General features: G+C 72.8%; 13 protein-coding genes. 5 read left to right on the forward strand and 8 right to left on the reverse strand.

The features are described 5' to 3' along the window. Positions 1-56: 56 nt before the first annotated feature. Together C9F11_RS14750 and C9F11_RS14755 are read right to left on the reverse strand one after the other, a co-directional pair. Positions 57-2186, reverse strand: a complete 2130-nt coding sequence (locus C9F11_RS14750; RefSeq protein ID WP_138959728.1) for a serine/threonine-protein kinase — start codon at positions 2184-2186, stop codon at positions 57-59. A 43-nt stretch (positions 2187-2229) separates the two neighbouring features. Continuing rightward, entirely contained in the window at positions 2230-2424 is a 195-nt protein-coding gene (locus C9F11_RS14755) for a hypothetical protein (protein WP_030673834.1), read from the reverse strand. A 714-nt stretch (positions 2425-3138) separates the two neighbouring features. On the opposite strand from C9F11_RS14755, the gene C9F11_RS14760 reads away from it, so the two are divergent. Continuing rightward, positions 3139-4338: an acyltransferase family protein gene (locus C9F11_RS14760; RefSeq protein WP_138959729.1), complete on the forward strand. Its 1200-nt coding sequence runs from the start codon at positions 3139-3141 to the stop codon at positions 4336-4338. An 85-nt stretch (positions 4339-4423) separates the two neighbouring features. Here C9F11_RS14760 and C9F11_RS14765 read toward each other — a convergent pair whose 3' ends face one another. From C9F11_RS14765 to C9F11_RS14775, 3 genes are all read right to left on the reverse strand, one after another. Further along, positions 4424-6871, reverse strand: coding sequence for an ABC transporter permease (locus C9F11_RS14765; protein WP_138959730.1), 2448 nt, complete (start codon positions 6869-6871; stop codon positions 4424-4426). Continuing rightward, positions 6868-7719, reverse strand: a complete 852-nt coding sequence (locus tag C9F11_RS14770; RefSeq protein WP_138959731.1) for an ABC transporter ATP-binding protein — start codon at positions 7717-7719, stop codon at positions 6868-6870. The genes C9F11_RS14765 and C9F11_RS14770 overlap by 4 nt, the downstream gene beginning before the upstream one ends. Positions 7720-8028: 309 nt before the next feature. After that, positions 8029-9213 carry a PP2C family protein-serine/threonine phosphatase gene (locus tag C9F11_RS14775; protein ID WP_138959732.1) on the reverse strand — a complete coding sequence of 395 codons (1185 nt, stop codon included), beginning with the start codon at positions 9211-9213 and terminating at the stop codon, positions 8029-8031. A 164-nt stretch (positions 9214-9377) separates the two neighbouring features. On the opposite strand from C9F11_RS14775, the gene C9F11_RS14780 reads away from it, so the two are divergent. Further along, positions 9378-10613, forward strand: coding sequence for a GNAT family N-acetyltransferase (locus C9F11_RS14780; RefSeq protein WP_138959733.1), 1236 nt, complete (start codon positions 9378-9380; stop codon positions 10611-10613). Positions 10614-10653: 40 nt separating this feature from the next. On the opposite strand, the gene C9F11_RS14785 is transcribed toward C9F11_RS14780, so the two are convergent. Together C9F11_RS14785 and C9F11_RS14790 are read right to left on the reverse strand one after the other, a co-directional pair. After that, positions 10654-11484: a DNA-formamidopyrimidine glycosylase family protein gene (locus tag C9F11_RS14785; protein WP_138959734.1), complete on the reverse strand. Its 831-nt coding sequence runs from the start codon at positions 11482-11484 to the stop codon at positions 10654-10656. A 215-nt stretch (positions 11485-11699) separates the two neighbouring features. Continuing rightward, positions 11700-12185 carry a ribose-5-phosphate isomerase gene (locus C9F11_RS14790; protein WP_138959735.1) on the reverse strand — a complete coding sequence of 162 codons (486 nt, stop codon included), beginning with the start codon at positions 12183-12185 and terminating at the stop codon, positions 11700-11702. A gap of 237 nt (positions 12186-12422) precedes the next feature. On the opposite strand from C9F11_RS14790, the gene C9F11_RS14795 reads away from it, so the two are divergent. Together C9F11_RS14795 and C9F11_RS14800 are read left to right on the forward strand one after the other, a co-directional pair. Next, positions 12423-13877: an amino acid permease gene (locus tag C9F11_RS14795; RefSeq protein WP_138959736.1), complete on the forward strand. Its 1455-nt coding sequence runs from the start codon at positions 12423-12425 to the stop codon at positions 13875-13877. A 198-nt stretch (positions 13878-14075) separates the two neighbouring features. Next, on the forward strand, positions 14076-15419 hold the full coding sequence (locus tag C9F11_RS14800) for an FAD-binding oxidoreductase (RefSeq protein WP_138959737.1): 1344 nt from the start codon (positions 14076-14078) through the stop codon (positions 15417-15419). Between the two features lie 37 nt (positions 15420-15456). On the opposite strand, the gene C9F11_RS14805 is transcribed toward C9F11_RS14800, so the two are convergent. Continuing rightward, entirely contained in the window at positions 15457-16041 is a 585-nt protein-coding gene (locus C9F11_RS14805; protein WP_138959738.1) for a biotin transporter BioY, read from the reverse strand. A 417-nt stretch (positions 16042-16458) separates the two neighbouring features. Between C9F11_RS14805 and C9F11_RS14810 the strand changes: the two genes are divergently transcribed. Further along, on the forward strand, positions 16459-17775 hold the full coding sequence (locus C9F11_RS14810; protein WP_249402177.1) for an amino acid permease: 1317 nt from the start codon (positions 16459-16461) through the stop codon (positions 17773-17775). Positions 17776-17975 lie beyond the last annotated feature (200 nt).

A 17975-nucleotide genomic window follows, 5' to 3' on the forward strand; every position in this document is an offset into this window, starting at 1 on the left:
TCCCTGGGCCCCGGGCCGGAGGCTTTTTCACGCCCGCGCGCGCCCGCGCACACCGGTCACGGGTTGCGTATGTCGAGGCTGTACACGGAGCGGATGCCGTAGGGGACGTAGAGCGCGTCGCCGACGAGGGTCGGCGGGACGCCGGAGACCACGCCCACGACGCCACCGGCGATCTCGGAGCCTGCACGGGTCCACCGCACGCGGCCGGTCCTGCGGTCGAGGGCCGCGAGACGGCCTCCGGGAGAGGCGACGAAGACGTACTCGTCCGAGACAAGCGGCGGACCGGGGAACTCCACTCCGGAGTCGCGCTCCCACTTGAGGCGCCTCGTCAGCGGGTCGACGGCACGCACGCCACCGCCTTGGCGCGTGAAGTAGAGGGTGCCGCGGCTGAGGGTCACGTCGCTCGCGGGCGGCTCCAGTGGCAGCGACACGGGGTCCGCGTCGCGGGTGTCCACGTCGACGGTCAGGATCCCGGTGCCCTCCTCCTCCACGTCGGAGCTGACGAAGACGAGCCGGTCGGCGCTCCGGCCGACGAGATCCTGCTGTCCGTCGAGCGTGACCGTCCAGCTCCGCCTGCCGTCGGAAGGGGCGACGCGGTGGACACGGGTGACGTCTCCGCCCTTGGTGCTGGCGTAGCAGAGCAGGTAGCCGTCGCCGGCCGCCACGGCCACCTGACAGGTCGCGTCCCCGGTCGAGGGCACCGGCAGGGGCCGCTTCCAGCGCACCTCGCCGTCGGCCTCGTTCAGCAGGGCGTACGAGGTCCCCGCGGCGCCGTACACGGTGAGGATGCCGTCGTCCGTGCGAGCCGCGTGCCCACTGACGTCCGGGGCGGGGTCCGGCGCCTGCGCGTGGGGGCCGCGCTCGACGGGCCGGGACCACAGGACCTTGCCGATCCGGGCGTCGACCGCCTCGATGGCGTAGTTGTCATCGGGATCGCTGTCGCCCCTCCCGTCGGCGATCTGGTTGTTCCCGTAGACGAAGACGCGTCGGCCCGCGGCCCCGATGACGGCGCCCTCGCTGTTCAGGACCGGGCTCGCGCTGGAGTTGACCGGCAAGCCCCACTCCTTCTTGCCGGTGGCGAGCGAGAGCCGTACGGCCTTGACGTCGTCGCCCGCGCAGATGAGTCCGCCGTCCACCGCGGTGCAGCCGCTGAAGGAGCCGCCCGGAGAGTCGTCCTCGCTGACGACCTCGCTCCGCCAGGCCCGCCAGCCGTCGGGCAGATCGCTGGGCGGACGGTGGCCGGGCAGCCACATGACCAGCCCGGCGGTGAGGCCGGCGAGCAGAGCGCCACACACCGACGCGGCGATCACCAGCCGACGGCGGCGACGCGGGCGGGTGACGGGCGGGGGTTCCGCCTCGGCGAGCCGGGGCGGAAGGGGGTCACCCCGCAGCAGGGCCAGGAGTTCGTCCGGGGTCGGGCGTTCCTTGGGGTGTTTGGCCAGGCAGAGGGTGACCAGGGCGCGCAGGTCGGGGGGTACGGCGTCGAGCCGGGCGTCGCCCTCGACGACGCGGGTCGCCGTCTCGTACGGGGAGACGTCGTCGAAGGGGCCCCGGCCCGTGGCGGCGTGGACCAGGACGGAACCGAGGGAGAAGACGTCGGACGCGGGGCCCACGTCGCGGGGCGAGGTGAGCTGCTCCGGGGACATGTAGGGCGGGGTGCCCATGACGCGGCCGGTCTGGGTGAGGGGGTCCCCGGCGAGGGCCTCGGCGGCGCGGGAGACGCCGAAGTCGATGACGCGGGGGCCGTCGTCGGCCAGCATCACGTTGGCCGGTTTCAGATCGCGGTGGACGACGCCCACGCGGTGGATGTCGCGCAGCGCCTCGGCGAGGCCCGCCGCGAGCTCCGGGAGGCGCTCCGCGGGCAGCGGGCCGTGGCGGCGCACGTGCTCGCCCAGGTTCTCGCCCGGAATGTAGAGCGTGGCCATCCACGGGCTCGGCGCGTCCGCGTCGGCGTCCACGACGGGGGCGGTGAAGGCGCCGCTGACCTGCCGCGCGGCCTCGACCTCGCGACGGAACCGGGTGCGGAATTCCGGATCATCGGCGTACTGCGCGTGCACGACCTTGACCGCGAGGCGCCGTCCCGACGCGGAGCGCGCGAGATAGACGACGCCCATCCCGCCCGAGCCGAGGCGGTCCTCGACCGGATAGCCGCCGACGTCCTCAGGGTCCGTTTCCCGCAGCGCCACCGCTCCCAGACCCCCCAGTGTCGCCGCGGCCGGCCGTCAGCCGTCAGAACTGTATGTCGCCGATGGTCTCCGCCAAGGAGTTGAGAAGCTCCTGGATGTCGTCCGCCATTCCCGTCGAGGCGAGGGTGAAGCCGAAAGTCGCCGCGACGATGGCAGGCCATACCTTGATGTTCCCTTGACGAATCATCAAGACGAGGACGATCGCCAACAGCAGTACCACTGACAGCGAAATGGCCACACTCATCACACCCTAGGTCGGTCGCTCTCCCGCCCGGGGGGTACGGCCCCGCACACCCCCGCCAGGAACCATCGTGCCACCAACACGACCGCCCTATGCGGCCGGTGACACATCGTCGGCCACGCGTTGACCAGTGACGCACCCGTCCCGCCCGTGTCCCGGAGGGCCGCGGGGCACGCGCCGCACGGGCGCCACCCGCATCCGTACGGCAATTCGACGGTTCCACTGGAGGGCGAATTCGACGTGATCGTTTCCATGGCCAGCCATCGCCCCGAGGCCTCGCGCACCGGCTCCCGCACCGGCAGTTCACCGGGAATTCGAATGGTGGCCGAGAACACATCGCACGGGTTCCCATAACCCATCACGGACCGATCAACCAGGACATTTCACCAGAGTCGCCCGCAGGCGTTATGCACGATTTAAGCGGTACGAGTGGTGACGTATCGGACAGCGATCAGTGAGTTTTCGGTCTTTCGCCCCGGGTACCCGGAGTCCAATTGCGGGAACCCGGCCGAGCGGCGGACAGACGGACCGACCGGGGTTGTCGACGTCGTTACGAGCGTATTGGCGAGGCATTGCACGAATGAATGAGCCGAGAGTTTTACGGCAGCGGCGGAGCGGCGCTAGGGTGCCCCAGATGTTCCACGCTGCCATGACCCCCGTAGGCGCAGTGCGGTCCCGGATCGTCTCACCGAGCTCTTGGTGGGAGGGCCTGTGACGAACTCCGTGCAGCCGCACGGCCGGCACCGGGCACCGCTGCCCCCCGTGCAGGAGACGGCCCCGCACTCCTTTGGACCCGCTTCCCCCCACCACTCCCCCCGGCCCGCCGCTCCCGCCCCGCGCTCCGCCACCGGCCCCGCCGGACGCCCCGCCAAGCAGCGCGACGCGTTCTTCGACAACGCCAAGTACCTGGCGATCGTGCTCGTCGCGATGGCCCACGCGTGGGAGCCGCTGACCGATCACAGCCGCACCGCCGAGGCGCTGTACATGACCGTGTACACGTTTCACATGCCGGCCTTCATCCTGATCTCCGGCTATTTCTCCCGCAGTTTCGACATGCGGCCCGACCGGCTCAAGCGCCTGGTGACGGGCGTCGCCGTGCCGTACGTCGTCTTCGAGGTCGCCTACACCTTCTTCAAGCGGTGGGCGGACGACGACCCGACGCAGCCGATCAGCCTGCTTGACCCCTGGTACCTGACCTGGTTCCTGATCGCCCTGTTCGTGTGGCGCCTCACGGTCCCGCTGTGGAAGGTCGTGCGCTGGCCGGTGCCGCTCTCCCTGTGCGTGGCCCTGCTCGCCGTCATCTCCCCCGACATCGGCGACGACCTGGACCTCCAACGGGTCCTGCAGTTCATGCCGTTCTTCGTCCTCGGCCTGTTCCTGAAGCCCGAGCACTTCCAGCTGGTGCGGCGGCGCGAGGTCCGGATCCTGTCGGTGCCCGTCTTCGCCTGCGCGGTCGCGCTCGCGTACTGGGCGGCGCCGCGGATGACGTCGGTGTGGTTCTACCGGCGCGAGAGCGCCCAGGAGCTGGGCGTGCCGTGGTGGGTCGGCGTCGTGATGACGCTGGCGCTCTTCGGCTGCTCCGTGGTGCTCACGGCGTGCTTCTTCGCGTGGGTGCCGCGGCGGAAGATGTGGTTCACCGTCCTGGGCGCGGGAACCCTGTACGGGTATCTGTTGCACGGGTTCCTCGCGAAGGGCTCCCGGTTCTGGGGCTGGTTCGAGGACTACGCGTGGCTGCACCGGCCGCTGGGCGAGGTGTTCGTCTCGGTGGTGGCCGCGGCGGTGGTCACGGCGCTGTGCACGCCGGTGGTGCGGCGGGTGTTCCGCTTCGCGATGGAGCCCCGGATGGAGTGGGCGTTCCGCCGCGACGCCACCGAGGTCGCCCGGGAACGGGCGGGAGCCTCCGCCCGCTAGGCCCCCCGAACGCACAGCCCCAGGCGCTCAGTTGCTCGGAGCCTGGGGCTGTGCTCGCGGCCGGGGCCGGCCCTTCGGACAGGCCCTAGGTCTGCCGCAGGGCCGCGCGGGCCGGGAGGGTCGTGGCCAGGAGGCCCAGGAGGACCGCCGAGCCCGCGAAGGACGCGTAGAGCAGGGGCGGGACGTACGGGGACTCCCCGGTGAGGCCGCGCATCATCGGCACCAGCGTGGCGAGCGCGATGGCCGTACCGATGATCACGCCCGCGCAGGTCACGAGCAGGGCCTCCCAGCGGACCATCCGCATCACCTGGCTTCGGGTCGAGCCGATCAGGCGCAGCATGCCGAGCTCGCGGCGCCGGTCGAGGACCGTCATCACCAGGGTGTTGACGGCGGCGACGGCCGCGAAGCCGCCGAGGACGGCCGCCATGACGGTGTTGGCCCAGGCGTTGAGCTTCCGGTCGAGGGACTGGGCGGTGGTGTAGCCGTCCCGGTCGCTGACCGTGCCGAGGGACTTCAGCCCGGCCGCCGTGCCGCCCTTCGTCCAGATCTCCGTGTCGAGCGCGGCCGTGACGTGCTGGCGCACCGCGGCGGCGGGCAGCGTGACCTGGGAGAGGCCGAGGCCCCGCTCGTACGTCGCCGCGAGCGTCGGCCGGATCTTCGTGCCGTCGGGCAGGCGCAGCTCGACGCGGTCGCAGGTCTTCAGGTGCGCGGAGGTCGCGAGGTTCGCGTCGAGGCCGATCTCGCCCTCGCGCAGGGTCAGTTCGCCGGTCTCCACGTTCAGGTCCTGCACCTCGGCGAGGTCCGCGGCGGAGCCGGTGACGCCCTGGGCGGACGCGGACTGCAGCCAGCGGTCGCCGCCGGAGCCCATGGGGATGAGTACGGACGTCTTCAACAGGCCGACCGCGGAGGTCACTTCGGGGGCCTTCGCCGCCTCGCGCACGGCGCCGGGGCCGAAGCCCGCGCCGGAGGTGACGATGTGGTCGGCGGTGATGCCGTCCCGCTGCTGGTCGGCCGTCACCTTGTCCTCGCTGGTGTGCATGAAGACGAGCGTGGAGGCGAACGCCATGGCGAGGACGATCGGGGTGATGGCGGAGGCCAGCCTGCGGGCGTTCGTACGGGAGTTGGCGGCCGCGAGGGACGCGGAGGCGCCCGCGCCGCGCAGCGGCAGGCCGAAGAGGGCCGCGCAGCCGCGGGCCACCAGCGGGCCGAGCAGCGCCACCGCCAGCATGAACAGCATGACGACGCCGAGGGCCGCGTTCGCCGCGTCGTCGCCGGTCGAGGTGGCGGCGACCCGGGACAGGACGATGCCGCCCACGGTCGCGGCGATGCCGAGCGGCGTACGGATCCAGCCGGGCCGCAGCCGCTCCACCGAGGCCTCGCTGAGGGCCTGCCCCGGCTTGATGCGGGAGGGGCGGCGCGCGGCCGTGTACCCGGCGAACAGGGCGGTGAGGACGGCCGTGCCCGCCGCCGTGACGAGCGGGATCCAGGACACGGCGAGGTCCACCGCGTCCGGGACGGCGCCGCGGTCCTTGAGCTGGCCGAACCACCAGTTCGCCAGGGCGATGCCGGGCAGACAGCCGAGGGCGCCCGCGAGCGGGGCGACGAGCAGCGTCTCGGTGGCGATGGTGCGGCGCACCTGGCGCGGGGTCGTGCCGATGGCGCGCAGCAGGGCGAACTCGCGGGCCCGCTGGCCGACGGAGAGCGCGACGGTGCCCGCCGCGGTGAAGACGGCGACCACCGCGGCGATGCCGCCGAAGGAGCCGCCGAGGCCGGTGAGCAGTTCCTCGGCGCCGACGAGCGAGGGGTCCTCGACGCCGCCGCGGTCCTCGCCCGTGTGGACCTTCGCCTTGCCGTCGAGGGCCTTGGCGACCTGGGCCTTCAGGGCCGCCTCGGTGACGCCGTCCTTGGGCAGGACCGCGATCGCGTCGACGCGGCCCGGGTGCCCGGAGAGGCGGAGCGCGTCGGCGTCGCGGAACCAGACGGTGGGCTCGGCGGCGCCGGAGACCGTGCCGGAGACCCGGACCTCGCGGGGGCCCGCCGCCGTGGTCAGCGTCACGCGGTCGCCGACGCGGGCCCCGGTGCCCGCGAGGACCGCCTCGCCCGCGGCGGGCGCGCGGCCCGCCGTGAGCTTCTCGCCGGTGAAGGCGGTGGCTCCCCAGCCGTGCGCGGTCAGGGCCTTGCCGCCCCCGGCCGCGAGCGCCACCGGGAAGGTGACGTCCGCGACGGCCGTGCGCGCGCCGGGCACCGCCGCGGCCTTCGCGACCAGGGAGCCGTCGAGACGGGCCCGGTCCGGGACCGGCTCGGTGGAGGCGCTGTCGCCGCTGCCGAAGTGGACGCGCTGGTCGGCGGCGGCCACGACGGGCGCGTCCGCGTAGCGGGTGGGCGGCACGGAGGCGCGCAGGCCCGTCTCCAGGAGGATGCCGCAGGCCGACACGATCAGGGACGCCATCATCAGCGCGACGAACGTGCCGACGAACGCGGCGGGCTTGAAACGGACGGCCGCGCGGGCCAGGCCGTTCGGGACGAAGCTCATGCCGCCGCCACTCCCGCGTACGGGGGTGCGGGCGTGGCCGCGGGCGCCGCCAGGGCGCGCATCCGGTCCGCGATCCGCGCGGCCGACGCGCCCTCCAGACGGTCCACGATCTCGCCGTCGGCCAGGAACAGCGTGCGGTCCGCGTACGCGGCGGCGGCCGGGTCGTGGGTGACCATCACCACGGTGGCGCCCATGCCGTCGACGGCCGAGCGCAGCAGGCCGAGGATCTCCGCGGCCGTGGTCGTGTCCAGGGCGCCCGTCGGCTCGTCGGCGAACACCACGTCCGGCTCGGTCACCAGGGCGCGGGCGATCGCGACGCGCTGCTGCTGGCCGCCGGAGAGCTGTCCCGGGCGGCGCCTGCCCTTGTCGCCGAGGCCCACGCGGGCCAGGACGTCGGCGGCCTTGCGGTGGTCGGGCCGGTGGCCCGCGAGGCGCATCGGCAGCAGGACGTTCTGCTCGACGGTGAGCGAGGGCAGCAGGTTGAAGGCCTGGAACACGAAGCCCAGGCGGGTGCGGCGCAGGGCCGTCAGCTTGTTCTCGCTCATGCCGGTGATCTCGGTGCCGCCGAGGTGGACCGTGCCGGCCGTGGGGCGGTCCAGGCCCGCCGCGCACTGCAGGAACGTGGACTTGCCGGAGCCGGAGGGGCCCATCACGGCGGTGAAGCTGCCGCGGGGCAGGGCGAGGTCGATGCCGCGCAGGGCGTGCACGGCCCGGTTGCCGCGGCCGTACTGGCGGCGGACGCCGCGCAGCTCCACCGCCCAGTCGGCCGGGGCGCCGTACGGTGCCCTCTGCTCGGGGGCGGGGGTCGCGCTCTGCTGGCCCCGCTGCCTCTTCTTGCGCAGCCCCATGGCTTGCCCAGCCCTTCCGTAGTCCTGTCCGTGCTCGATGCATCGAACCTACGGATCCGGGTCCTGTCCGGGCCATGAGGTGCACCGGCGAATGGGGGGTGGGGTTTCCCCCACCTGCCCCCTCAGGCTGTCCCCTCGCGGGTGCGCCCCAGGCCCGCCCCTTCCCGATTCCTGGGGGCTCCGCCCCCAGACCCCCGCTCCTCAAACGCCGGAGAGGCTGGATCTGTGCCCGGACGACGGCGTGCAAGCCGCCAGGTCGGGGCCGGGCCGGGTGACTGGGGTGGGACGGTTCGAGGCCCAGGGGCCAGGTCAGGCGTCGCGGCAGAGGAGCAGGAGGGCCCTGTCGTCGTTGACGTCCTTGGCCACGGCTTCGATGAGGTGCCAGGCGGCTCCGTGGAAGCCGCCGGCGACGTAGCGGTCGGCCTCGCCGGTGAGGCGGTCGATGCCCTCGCCGATGTCGCGGTCGGCGGTCTCGACGATGCCGTCGGTGAACAGCATGAGGACGTCACCGGGGCGCAGGGAGCCCTTGACGGGGTCGAACTGGGCGCCGTCGTACACCCCGAGGAGGGGTCCCTCCCCGGCCTTCTCCTCCCAGCGGCCCGTGCCCGCGCTCAGCTGGAGCGCGGGGAGGTGCCCGGCGGAGAGGAGTTCGTAGTCGCCGGTCTCCAGGTCGAGGACCAGGTGGATGGACGTGGCGAAGCCCTCGTCCCAGTCCTGGCGGAGCAGATAGCCGTTGGCGGCGGGCAGGAAGGCGTGCGGCGGGAGCGACCCGAGCAGGCCGCCGAACGCGCCGGACAGGAGCAGCGCCCTCGACCCGGCGTCCATGCCCTTGCCGGAGACGTCCGTGAGGACGACCTCCAGGGTGCGGCCGCCGTTGGTGCGGGCGGCGACGACGAAGTCGCCGGAGAAGGACTGGCCGCCCGCCGGGCGCAGCGCCATCTCGCGGTGCCAGCCGCGCGGCAGCTTCGGCAGCTTGCTCTGTACGCGGATGCGCTCGCGCAGGTCGAACAGCATCGTTCCGCCGCCGCGCCACGGCACGCCGACCCGGCTGCGGAACTGGGCGATGAGCAGCCCGAAGAAGCCGCACGCGGCGACGGTCAGGACGGTGCCGGGGGTGACCCGTGCCGGGCCCTCGGTGTAGGGCCCGAGCCGGGCGGACTCCACGATGAGGGCAGCCGCGGACGCCGCGTACAGGCCGAGGAGGCTGGAGGGCCTGAGCAGCAGTCCGCCCGCGACGATCGGCAGGACGAGGACGGAGGGCGAGAACCACACCGGGTTGACGATCGTGCACACGGTGATCACCGGCACGGTCAGGAGCAGCGCGGCGAGCGCCACCCAGTCCGAGCCGTCGCCCCGGAAGTAGTCCACTCCGGATTTGCGCAGCCCTATGCGGGCCCGGTGGAGCCGCTTCTTCATCCGGGCCGGGAACGTCTCGGCTGCGGCGCGCCGCTCACGCGGTGCGCGCCGCTCGCGCTTGTTTCGTCGTACCGCCATTGCTCGTGGACCCTATCCACCGGGCCAGGCGCTTCGCACGGGAGGTACCTCTTGTCCCCCTTCAGGGGCACCTCGCCCGTATCTCCGCTCCCAGCGTCCACACGCGCGTTCCGGTACGCGGAAAACATCTCGCCGCGTCCCAGGAGCCCTGGTAGGCATGGCATATGACAGCAGACTTGCGGGAGTTGGGCCAGAGAGATTGGGACCGCTGGTACGGAACGCTGGAGCGGGCCTTCGGCGGAGTGGCCGAGGCGGCGGAGGAGCGCGCGCTGTGGGACGCGCTGACGGAGCACGACCGCTCCTACGGCCTCTGGGACGGCGAGGCGTGCGTCGGCACGGCGAGCGCCTTCAGCTTCCGCGTGACCGTGCCGGGCGGAGCCCTGGTGGACGCGGCGGGCGTCACGATGGTGAGCGTGGCCGCCACGCACCGCCGCCGCGGCCTGCTCACCACGATGATGCGGCGGCAGCTCGACGACCTGCGGGCGCGCGGGGAGGCCCTGGCGCTCCTGACGGCGTCCGAGCCCGCGATCTACGGCCGGTTCGGGTACGGCGTGGCGTGCTGGCAGCTCAGGGCGTCGATCGACACGGCGCGCGTGCGCCTCACCGTGCCCGCGGGCACGGACGAGGTGACCCTGCGGTACGCGGTCCCGGCCGAGGCCGCGGCGGCCTGTGAGGCGGTGTACGCGCGCGTGGTGCCCGGCCGTCCCGGGATGCTGGCGCGCCAGCCGGGCTGGGAGCGCCTCGCGCTGCTCGACCCGGAGGGGGACCGCGACGGCGCCTCGCCGTTGCAGTGCGTGCTCGCGGAGCGCGCCGGTGAGGTCGTCGGGTACGCGCACTTCGCGGTCAAGCCCGACTGGGACGTCCGGGGCCCGCAGGGCGTGGTCCGGGTGCGCGCCGTGGAGGCGGTGGACCCGGCGGCCTACGCGGCCCTGTGGCGCTTCCTCTTCGACATCGACCTGACCTCGCGGATCGAGGCCCGCAACCGCCCGGTGGACGACCCGCTGCTGCACCTCGTCTCGGACGTGCGGCGCTGCGGCCTGGTGACGCGCGACTGGCTGTACGTGCGTCCGGTGGACGTCGGCGCGGCCCTGGAGGCGCGCGCGTACCGGACGCCGGTGGACGTGGTCCTGGACGTCACGGACGCGTTCTGCCCCTGGAACGAGGGGCGCTGGCGGCTCACGGGCGACCCCAAGGGCGCTTCCTGCAAGCGCGTCGACGACGACGCGCCCGCCGACCTCGCCCTGTCCGTACGCGAGCTGGGCTCGGCGTACCTGGGCGGTGTGTCCCTCGCGGAGCTCGCCCGGGCGGGCCGGGTGCGGGAGCTGCGCCCCGGGGCCCTTGCGGAGGCGAGCCCGGCCTTCGGGTCGGAGGCCGCGCCCTGGCTGCCGCACGGGTTCTAGCCGGGGGCTTCGCGCGGGTCGTCGTGCCGCGCGCGGGTCCTCACGCGCCGGACGGGCTTCGCTGGCACCCGGGGCACCAGAACAGATTGCGGGCGGCGAGATCGGCGGTGCGGATCTCGCCGCCACAGATGTGGCAGGCCATCCGGGCTCTGCGGTACACGTACACCTCGCCGCCGTGGTCGTCCACGCGCGGCGGGCGGCCCATGGCCTCGGGGGTGTGCTCGGGCCGCACGGTGTCGATCCGGTTGTTGCGCACGCCCTCGCGCATCAGCTCCACCAGGTCCGCCCAGATCGCGGTCCACTGGCGGTGCGTGAGGTCCTTGCCGGGCGTGTACGGGTCGATGCCGTGGCGGAAGAGGACCTCGGCCCGGTAGACGTTGCCGACGCCCGCGATGACCTTCTGGTCCATGAGGAGGGCGGCGATGGTGCTGCGGCTGCGGGAGACGCGGCGCCAGGCCCGGTCCGGGTCGTTCTCGCCGTCCTGCGGGCGCAGCGGGTCCGGGCCGAGGCGGGCGTGTATGTCCTGCTTCTCGCCGTCGGTGATCAGCGCGCAGGTGGTGGGGCCGCGCAGGTCGCTGTAGTGATCGGGGTTCGCCAGGCGCAGGCGGACGGTGTCCGTGGGCGGCGGGGCGGGGGCGTCGCCGAAGGTGTACTTGCCGAAGAGGCCCAGGTGGATGTGGATCCAGCCGGACGCGGCGAAGCCGAGGAAGAGGTGCTTGCCGTGCGCTTCCGCGGTGTCCAGGGGCTGGCCGTGCACGAGGGCCGCGCCGTCGGAGAACTTGCCCTGGGGGCTGGTGGCGTGCACGGGGTGTCCCTGGAACCGGCTCCGGTGATCGGCCGCGAGCCGGTGGATGGTGTGCCCTTCCGGCACGGTGCCTCCTGTCGGGGTCCCTCGCGGTGCGCCCCAGGCCCGCCCCTTCCCGATCCTGGGGGCTCCGCCCCCAGACCCCCGCTCCTCAAACGCCGGAGGGGCTATTCATAGCCCGTCCGGCGTTTGAGGACGAGGCGCGGAGCGCCGATACGGGGGTCCAAGGGGGCGGAGCCCCCTTGTTCGGGAAGGGGCGGGTCAGGGGCGCCCCGCGAAGGTCAGGCCTGCGGGTGGTGGGGCGGGATCGCGGGGAGCTCGCCCGAGGTCTCGTAGCGCGACAGCATCTCGATGCGGCGGGTGTGCCGCTCCTCACCGGAGTACGGCGTCGCGAGGAAGATCTCGACGAACTTGGTCGCCTCGGCCTCGGTGTGCATGCGCCCGCCGATGGAGATCACGTTCGCGTCGTTGTGCTCGCGCCCGAGCGCCGCCGTCTGCTCGCTCCAGGCGAGAGCCGCCCGTACGCCCTTCACCTTGTTCGCGGCGATCTGCTCGCCGTTGCCGGAGCCGCCGATGACGATGCCGAGGGAGTCGGGGTCCGCGGCCGTCTTCTCCGCGGCGCGGAGGCAGAAGGGCGGGTAGTCGTCCTGGGCGTCGTAGATGTGGGGCCCGCAGTCGACGGGCTCGTGGCCGTGGGCCTTGAGCCATTCGACGAGGTGGTTCTTGAGTTCGTAACCGGCATGATCGGAGCCGAGGTACACGCGCATGGGTCCGAGTGTGGCATGCGGGGCGGCGGCAGGCCGTCACGGGGCCGGTCCCCGGGGCCCCACGACGGCCTCCCGCCGCCGATTGGTTCAGGCCAATCCGGTGTCCGGTCATCGTCAGTGACCGATCGTTCACTCTGCATTCCGCTGAATACAACGATCCGGAGACGGGTCTTTCGTCCCGTACGCCCATGAGCTTTTAATGCGGAAGCTCTTGCCCGTGAACCAAAGGATCTGCCTATGACCTCGCAACCGTCCCTTGCGAAGGAAGACAGCACCCCCGGCGGGCCTGTGAAATCCCAGCCGGGGAGCGGGAACGGCGACGGTGACGGCCTCAAGGCCGGTCTCAAGAACCGCCATCTGTCGATGATCGCCATCGGTGGCGTGATCGGAGCGGGTCTCTTCGTCGGGTCCGCCTCGGGCATCAAGGCCGCGGGCCCCGCCATCCTGGTGTCGTACGCGCTCGTGGGCACCATGGTCGTGCTCGTGATGCGGATGCTCGGCGAGATGGCCGCGGCGCGGCCGTCCTCCGGTTCCTTCTCGGCCTACGCCGACCAGGCCCTCGGGCGCTGGGCGGGCTTCACCATCGGCTGGCTGTACTGGTTCTTCTGGGTCGTGGTGCTCGCCGTCGAGGCGACCGCCGGCGCCGTGATCCTCAACGAGTGGGTGCCCGCGGTCCCGCAGTGGGGCTGGGCGCTCATCGTCATGGTGGTGCTCACCGCCACCAACCTCGTCTCGGTCGGCTCCTACGGCGAGTTCGAGTTCTGGTTCGCGGGCATCAAGGTCGTGGCGATCGGCGGCTTCGTCCTCATCGGTCTGCTCGCCGTGTTCGGCGTCCTGCCCGGCTCGGACAACCCGGGCGACGGCTTCAAGCACCTCACCGACGCGGGCGGCTTCATGCCCAACGGCGCGGGCGCGATCCTCACCGGCGTCCTGATGGTGGTCTTCTCCTTCATGGGCTCGGAGATCGTCACGCTGGCCGCCGGTGAGTCGGAGGACCCGCAGCGCGCCGTCACCAAGGCCACGAACAGCGTCATCTGGCGCATCGGCGTCTTCTACCTCGGCTCGATCTTCGTGGTCATCACGCTCCTGCCGTGGAACGACAAGTCGATCGTCAAGGACGGCTCCTACGTCGCCGCGCTGAACTCGATCGGCATCCCGCACGCCGGTCAGGTCATGAACGTGATCGTCCTGACGGCCGTGCTCTCCTGCCTCAACTCCGGCCTGTACACGGCCTCGCGCATGGCCTTCTCGCTCGGCGAGCGCGGCGACGCCCCGAAGGCGTTCGCCCGCACCACCGCCTCGGGCGTGCCGCGCACCGCGATCCTCGGCTCGGTCGTCTTCGGCTTCGCCGCCGTGTGGTTCAACTACCAGTGGCCCGAGACCGTCTTCGACTTCCTGCTGAACTCGTCCGGCGCCGTCGCCCTGTTCGTGTGGCTCGTCATCTGCTTCACGCAGCTGAAGATGCGCGGCATCATCCTGCGCGAGCAGCCGGAGAAGCTCGTCGTGAAGATGTGGCTGTTCCCGTATCTGACCTGGGTCACCATCGGCATGATCTCGTTCGTGATCGTCTACATGCTGTACGACGACGCCGGGCGCAAGCAGATGGTGCTCTCGCTGCTCGTCGGCGCCCTGGTCCTCGGCATCGCCCTGGTGCGCGAGAAGGTGGCGCCCCGGAAGCGGGTCTCCTCGTAACACTCAGGAGCACTCAGGAGCACTCATCGGTTCACGGCGGCGGGGTGCCGCCCGGGCTCGGGCCCGGGCGGCACCCCGCCGCCGTGTGCGGGCAGACCCGACCGGGGTGCGGGAAACCTGACGGCACCTGTCAGGTTTCGGCGGCAGGGTGACCTCCGTCAGCGCGATCGCCGCGCACCACGCACGACGGAGGCACCCGTGGAACTCAGCGACCCCACCGCCAAGCGACTCACCTTCCGCCCCGGTCAGCAGGGGTACGAGGAGGAGGTCGCGGGCTTCCAGACGGGCTTCGCCCAGCGGCCGGACGTGGTCTTCGCCGCGTCGGACGCCGAGGACGTCGTGGCCGCCGTGCGGTACGCGGCCGCCGCGGGCCTGCCCGTGGGCGTCCAGGCCACCGGGCACGGCCTGCCGGACGCCGCGCGGGGCGGCGTCCTGATCAGCACGCGCCGCATGGACTCCGTGACCGTCGACGCCGGGACGCGCACCGCGCGGGTCGGGGCCGGGGCGCGCTCGGGCCAGGTGGTGGCGGCCGCGGCGGAGCACGGCCTCGCCCCGCTGAACGGCTCGGCGCCGGGCGTGGGCGTCGTCTCGTACACGCTCGGCGGCGGGATCGGCATCCTGGCGCGGGAGTTCGGCTACGCGGCCGACCACGTGCGCGCGGTGGACGTCGTGACGGCGGACGGCACGCCGCGGCACGTGACGGCGGCGGACGAGCCCGAGCTGTTCTGGGGCCTGCTCGGCGGCGGCGCGAACCTGGGCGTGGTGACCGCCCTGGAGATCGGCCTGGTGCCGGTGGCGCGCCTGTACGGCGGGGCCCTCGCCTTCGACGGCCGCGAGGTCGACCCGGCGGCGGTCCTGCGCGGCTACGCCGCCTGGGCCGAGACCCTGCCCGACGAGGTGACCTCGTCGGTCGCCGCCCTGGTCTACCCGGACCTCGACCAGCTCCCGCCGCACCTGCGGGGCCGCTATCTGGTGACGGTGCGCATCGCCTGCACCGGCACGGCCGAGGACGGGGAGCGGCTCGTGGCGCCGCTGCGCGCGCTCGGGCCGACCGTCTCGGACAGCCTGCGCGAGCTGTCGTACGCGGAGAGCCACACGATCCACAACGACCCGGACTTCCCGCACGCCTACTACGGCGACAACCTGATGCTCACCGAGCTGGACCTGCCGGGCGCCGAGCGGCTGCTCGCGCTCACCGGGCCCGCCGCGGACCACATGCACGTCGTCCAGCTCAACCACCTGGGCGGCGCGCTCGCCCGGCCCGTCCACCACGACAACGCCGTGCCGCACCGGAGCGCGGCCTGGGCGGTGCGGATCCTGTCGCCCCTGGAGGGCACGGACCGCGAGGCGCTGCGGGAGCTGTACGCGCGGGCGTTCGCCCCGCTGGCCCCGCACGCGGTGGGCCGGGCGGTGAACTTCGCCCTTGCGGGCGGTGACCGCCCCGAGGGCGTGTACGACGCGGACACGCGAAAGAGGCTCGCCGGGCTGAAGGCCACGTACGACCCGGCGAACCTCTTCAGGCGGAACTACAACGTCGGCTGAGCCGCCGGGCGGCGGCCCAGGCCGACCGGGCCCGGTGTCAGCCCTTGTCGCCGAGCAGCTTCCACGACAGCGGCAGCGCGCCCATGGCGAGGGCCGCCTTGAGGGCGTCGCCGATCAGGAACGGGGTGAGGCCCGCGGCGACCGCCTCGGTCAGGGACATGCCGGTGGACGCGGCCAGGTAGGGCACGCCGACGGCGTAGATGATCGCGGAGCCGAGGACCATCGTCCCGGCCGTGCGCAGCACGTTCCGGTCGGCGCCGCGCCGGGCCAGGGAGCCCACCGCGGCGGCGGCGAGCATCATGCCGAGGACGTAGCCGAGCGAGGGCATGCCGTAGCCGGACTTGGCCTCGGCGAACCACGGCACGCCCGCCATGCCCACCAGGGCGTACAGCGCGAGCGACAGGAAGCCGCGGCGCGCGCCGAGCGCCGTGCCGACCAGGAGCGCGGCGAAGGTCTGCCCCGTCACCGGCACCGGCGAGCCCGGCACGGGCACGGAGAGCTGGGCGGCCAGGCCGGTGAGCGCGGCGCCGCCGAGCACGAGGGTCGCGTCGCGCAGGCGGGAGGCGGGGATCAGGTCGGCCAGGACCTGGCCCGGGCGGGTGGTGGCGGCGGCTGTGCTCATCGGGACTCCGCGGTTCTGGGACGTCTGGGGGCAGGTGGTGCGTGGGACGACCTGACCCTAACCCCGGGGCGGGCGCCCCATCAGGGGCCGCGGATGACAAAGGGAGCGGCTCCGCCTTGGTGGGCTCCGCACAAAGGGCGCGGCCCACACCCGGCCGGGCGTGATGCTGGTCACGGAGGTCAGGAATGCCGGGGCCGGGTTTTGCGTTCAGGGGCAGGCGCCGGTGAGACTGTGGAGTCTCACCAACTCGCCTCTGAGCACCACGAGCGCCCCGAGCACCCCGAGCACCCTGAGAGTCAGCTGAGCCCGATGCACGATCACCAGCGGCCCGACTCGGGGGTGCCCTCGACGGCTCCCGCGGACCCCTTCGGCCCCGCCGAGCCCCTCGGCGGCGGCCTCAAGCAGCGCCACCTGACCATGCTGGGCCTCGGCGGCGTCATCGGGGCCGGCCTGTTCGTCGGCTCGGGCGCCGGGATCGCGGTCGCCGGGCCCGGCATCGTCCTGTCGTATCTGATCGCGGGCGCGCTCGCGATGTGCGTGATGCGGATGCTCGGCGAGATGTCGGCGGCGATGCCCTCCTCGGGCGCGTTCTCCGTGCACGCCGAGCGGGCCCTGGGCCGCTGGGCCGGGTTCTCGGTCGGCTGGATGTACTGGTTCCTGCTCGTCGTCGTGCTGGCCGTGGAGGCGACCGGGGCGGCGCGGATCGCGCACGCGTGGGCGCCGGGCGTGCCGCAGTGGGCGTGGGTGCTCCTCTTCATGGTGTTCTTCACCGGCGCCAACCTCGCGGCGGTGAAGAACTTCGGCGAGTTCGAGTTCTGGTTCGCCGCCCTGAAGGTCTTCGCGATCGTCGCGTTCCTGGTGCTCGGGCTCCTCGCGGTCTTCGGGCTCCTTCCGGACACCGACCCGGTCGGGTTCACCCACCTCACCGGCGAGGGCGGCTTCCTGCCGCTCGGCTGGGACGGGGTGGTCTCCGGCGTGGTCGTGGTCCTCTTCGCCTTCGGCGGCCTGGAGATCGTCACGATCGCGGCCGCCGAGTCCGACGACCCGGTGCGCGCCGTGGCCCGCGCGGTGCGCAGCGCCGTGTACCGCATCCTCTTCTTCTACGTCGGCTCGATGCTGGTCATCGTGACGGTGCTGCCGTGGACGGCGCAGCAGGCCGGGTTCAGCCCGTATGTGAAGGTGCTCGACTCCATCGGCGTCCCCGCGGCCGGGACCCTGATGAACATCGTGGTGTTCGTGGCGCTCCTGTCGTCCCTGAACGCCAATCTGTACGGCGCCTCGCGCATGGTCTTCTCGCTCGCCGAGCGCGGCGAGGCGCCCCGGGGCCTGCTGAAGGTGGCGCGGGGCGGGGTGCCGCGGCGCGCGGTGCTCGCCTCGGTGGCCTTCGGCTTCGTCTCGGTGCTGCTCAATCTGAAGTGGCCCGACACCGTCTTCCTCTACATGCTCAACTCGGTCGGCGCGGCCCTCCTCTTCGTCTGGGCGCTGATCGCCGTCTCGCAGCTGCGCCTGCGCCGCCGCATCGAGCGCGAGGCGCCGGAGCGGCTCACCCTGCGGATGTGGTTCTTCCCCTGGCTGACGTGGGCGGCGCTCGCGGGGATGGGCGTGGTGATCGCGCTGATGCTGCGCGACGACGGCGCGCGCCCGCAGCTGCTGTGGTCGGCGGGCGCCACGGCAGTGGTGATCGCGGTGGCGCTCCTGCGGGACTGGGCGACGCGTCGTACACGCCGTACGTAACTCTTCTACGAACGGCGCATGACACCGGTGGGACATCGCGGCCGGAACACCCCGCCGGATCACGTGAGTATGACGAAATCGTGAAGACGTCTTCACCTTGTGTGAGCGTCGTGTCCGTATACCGGTCAACTGTTCCCTGTGAGCGGTGCCAGTGCTCAGACTGTGCCCCACTTCCCCCTGTGGTTCCCGCGCGGTTCCTT

The organism is Streptomyces sp. YIM 121038, from assembly GCF_006088715.1.
Lineage (GTDB): Bacteria > Actinomycetota > Actinomycetes > Streptomycetales > Streptomycetaceae > Streptomyces.

Bases quoted from the DNA above. Each gene is read 5' to 3' on its own strand.
- C9F11_RS14765 (WP_138959730.1), bottom strand. From the start codon at position 6,871: ATGAGCTTCGTCCCGAACGGCCTGGCCCGCGCGGCCGTCCGTTTCAAG.
- C9F11_RS14770 (WP_138959731.1), bottom strand. From the start codon at position 7,719: ATGGGGCTGCGCAAGAAGAGGCAGCGGGGCCAGCAGAGCGCGACCCCC.
- C9F11_RS14775 (WP_138959732.1), bottom strand. From the start codon at position 9,213: ATGGCGGTACGACGAAACAAGCGCGAGCGGCGCGCACCGCGTGAGCGG.
- C9F11_RS14780 (WP_138959733.1), top strand. From the start codon at position 9,378: ATGACAGCAGACTTGCGGGAGTTGGGCCAGAGAGATTGGGACCGCTGG.
- C9F11_RS14790 (WP_138959735.1), bottom strand. From the start codon at position 12,185: ATGCGCGTGTACCTCGGCTCCGATCATGCCGGTTACGAACTCAAGAAC.
- C9F11_RS14795 (WP_138959736.1), top strand. From the start codon at position 12,423: ATGACCTCGCAACCGTCCCTTGCGAAGGAAGACAGCACCCCCGGCGGG.
- C9F11_RS14805 (WP_138959738.1), bottom strand. From the start codon at position 16,041: ATGAGCACAGCCGCCGCCACCACCCGCCCGGGCCAGGTCCTGGCCGAC.
- C9F11_RS14810 (WP_249402177.1), top strand. From the start codon at position 16,459: ATGCTGGGCCTCGGCGGCGTCATCGGGGCCGGCCTGTTCGTCGGCTCG.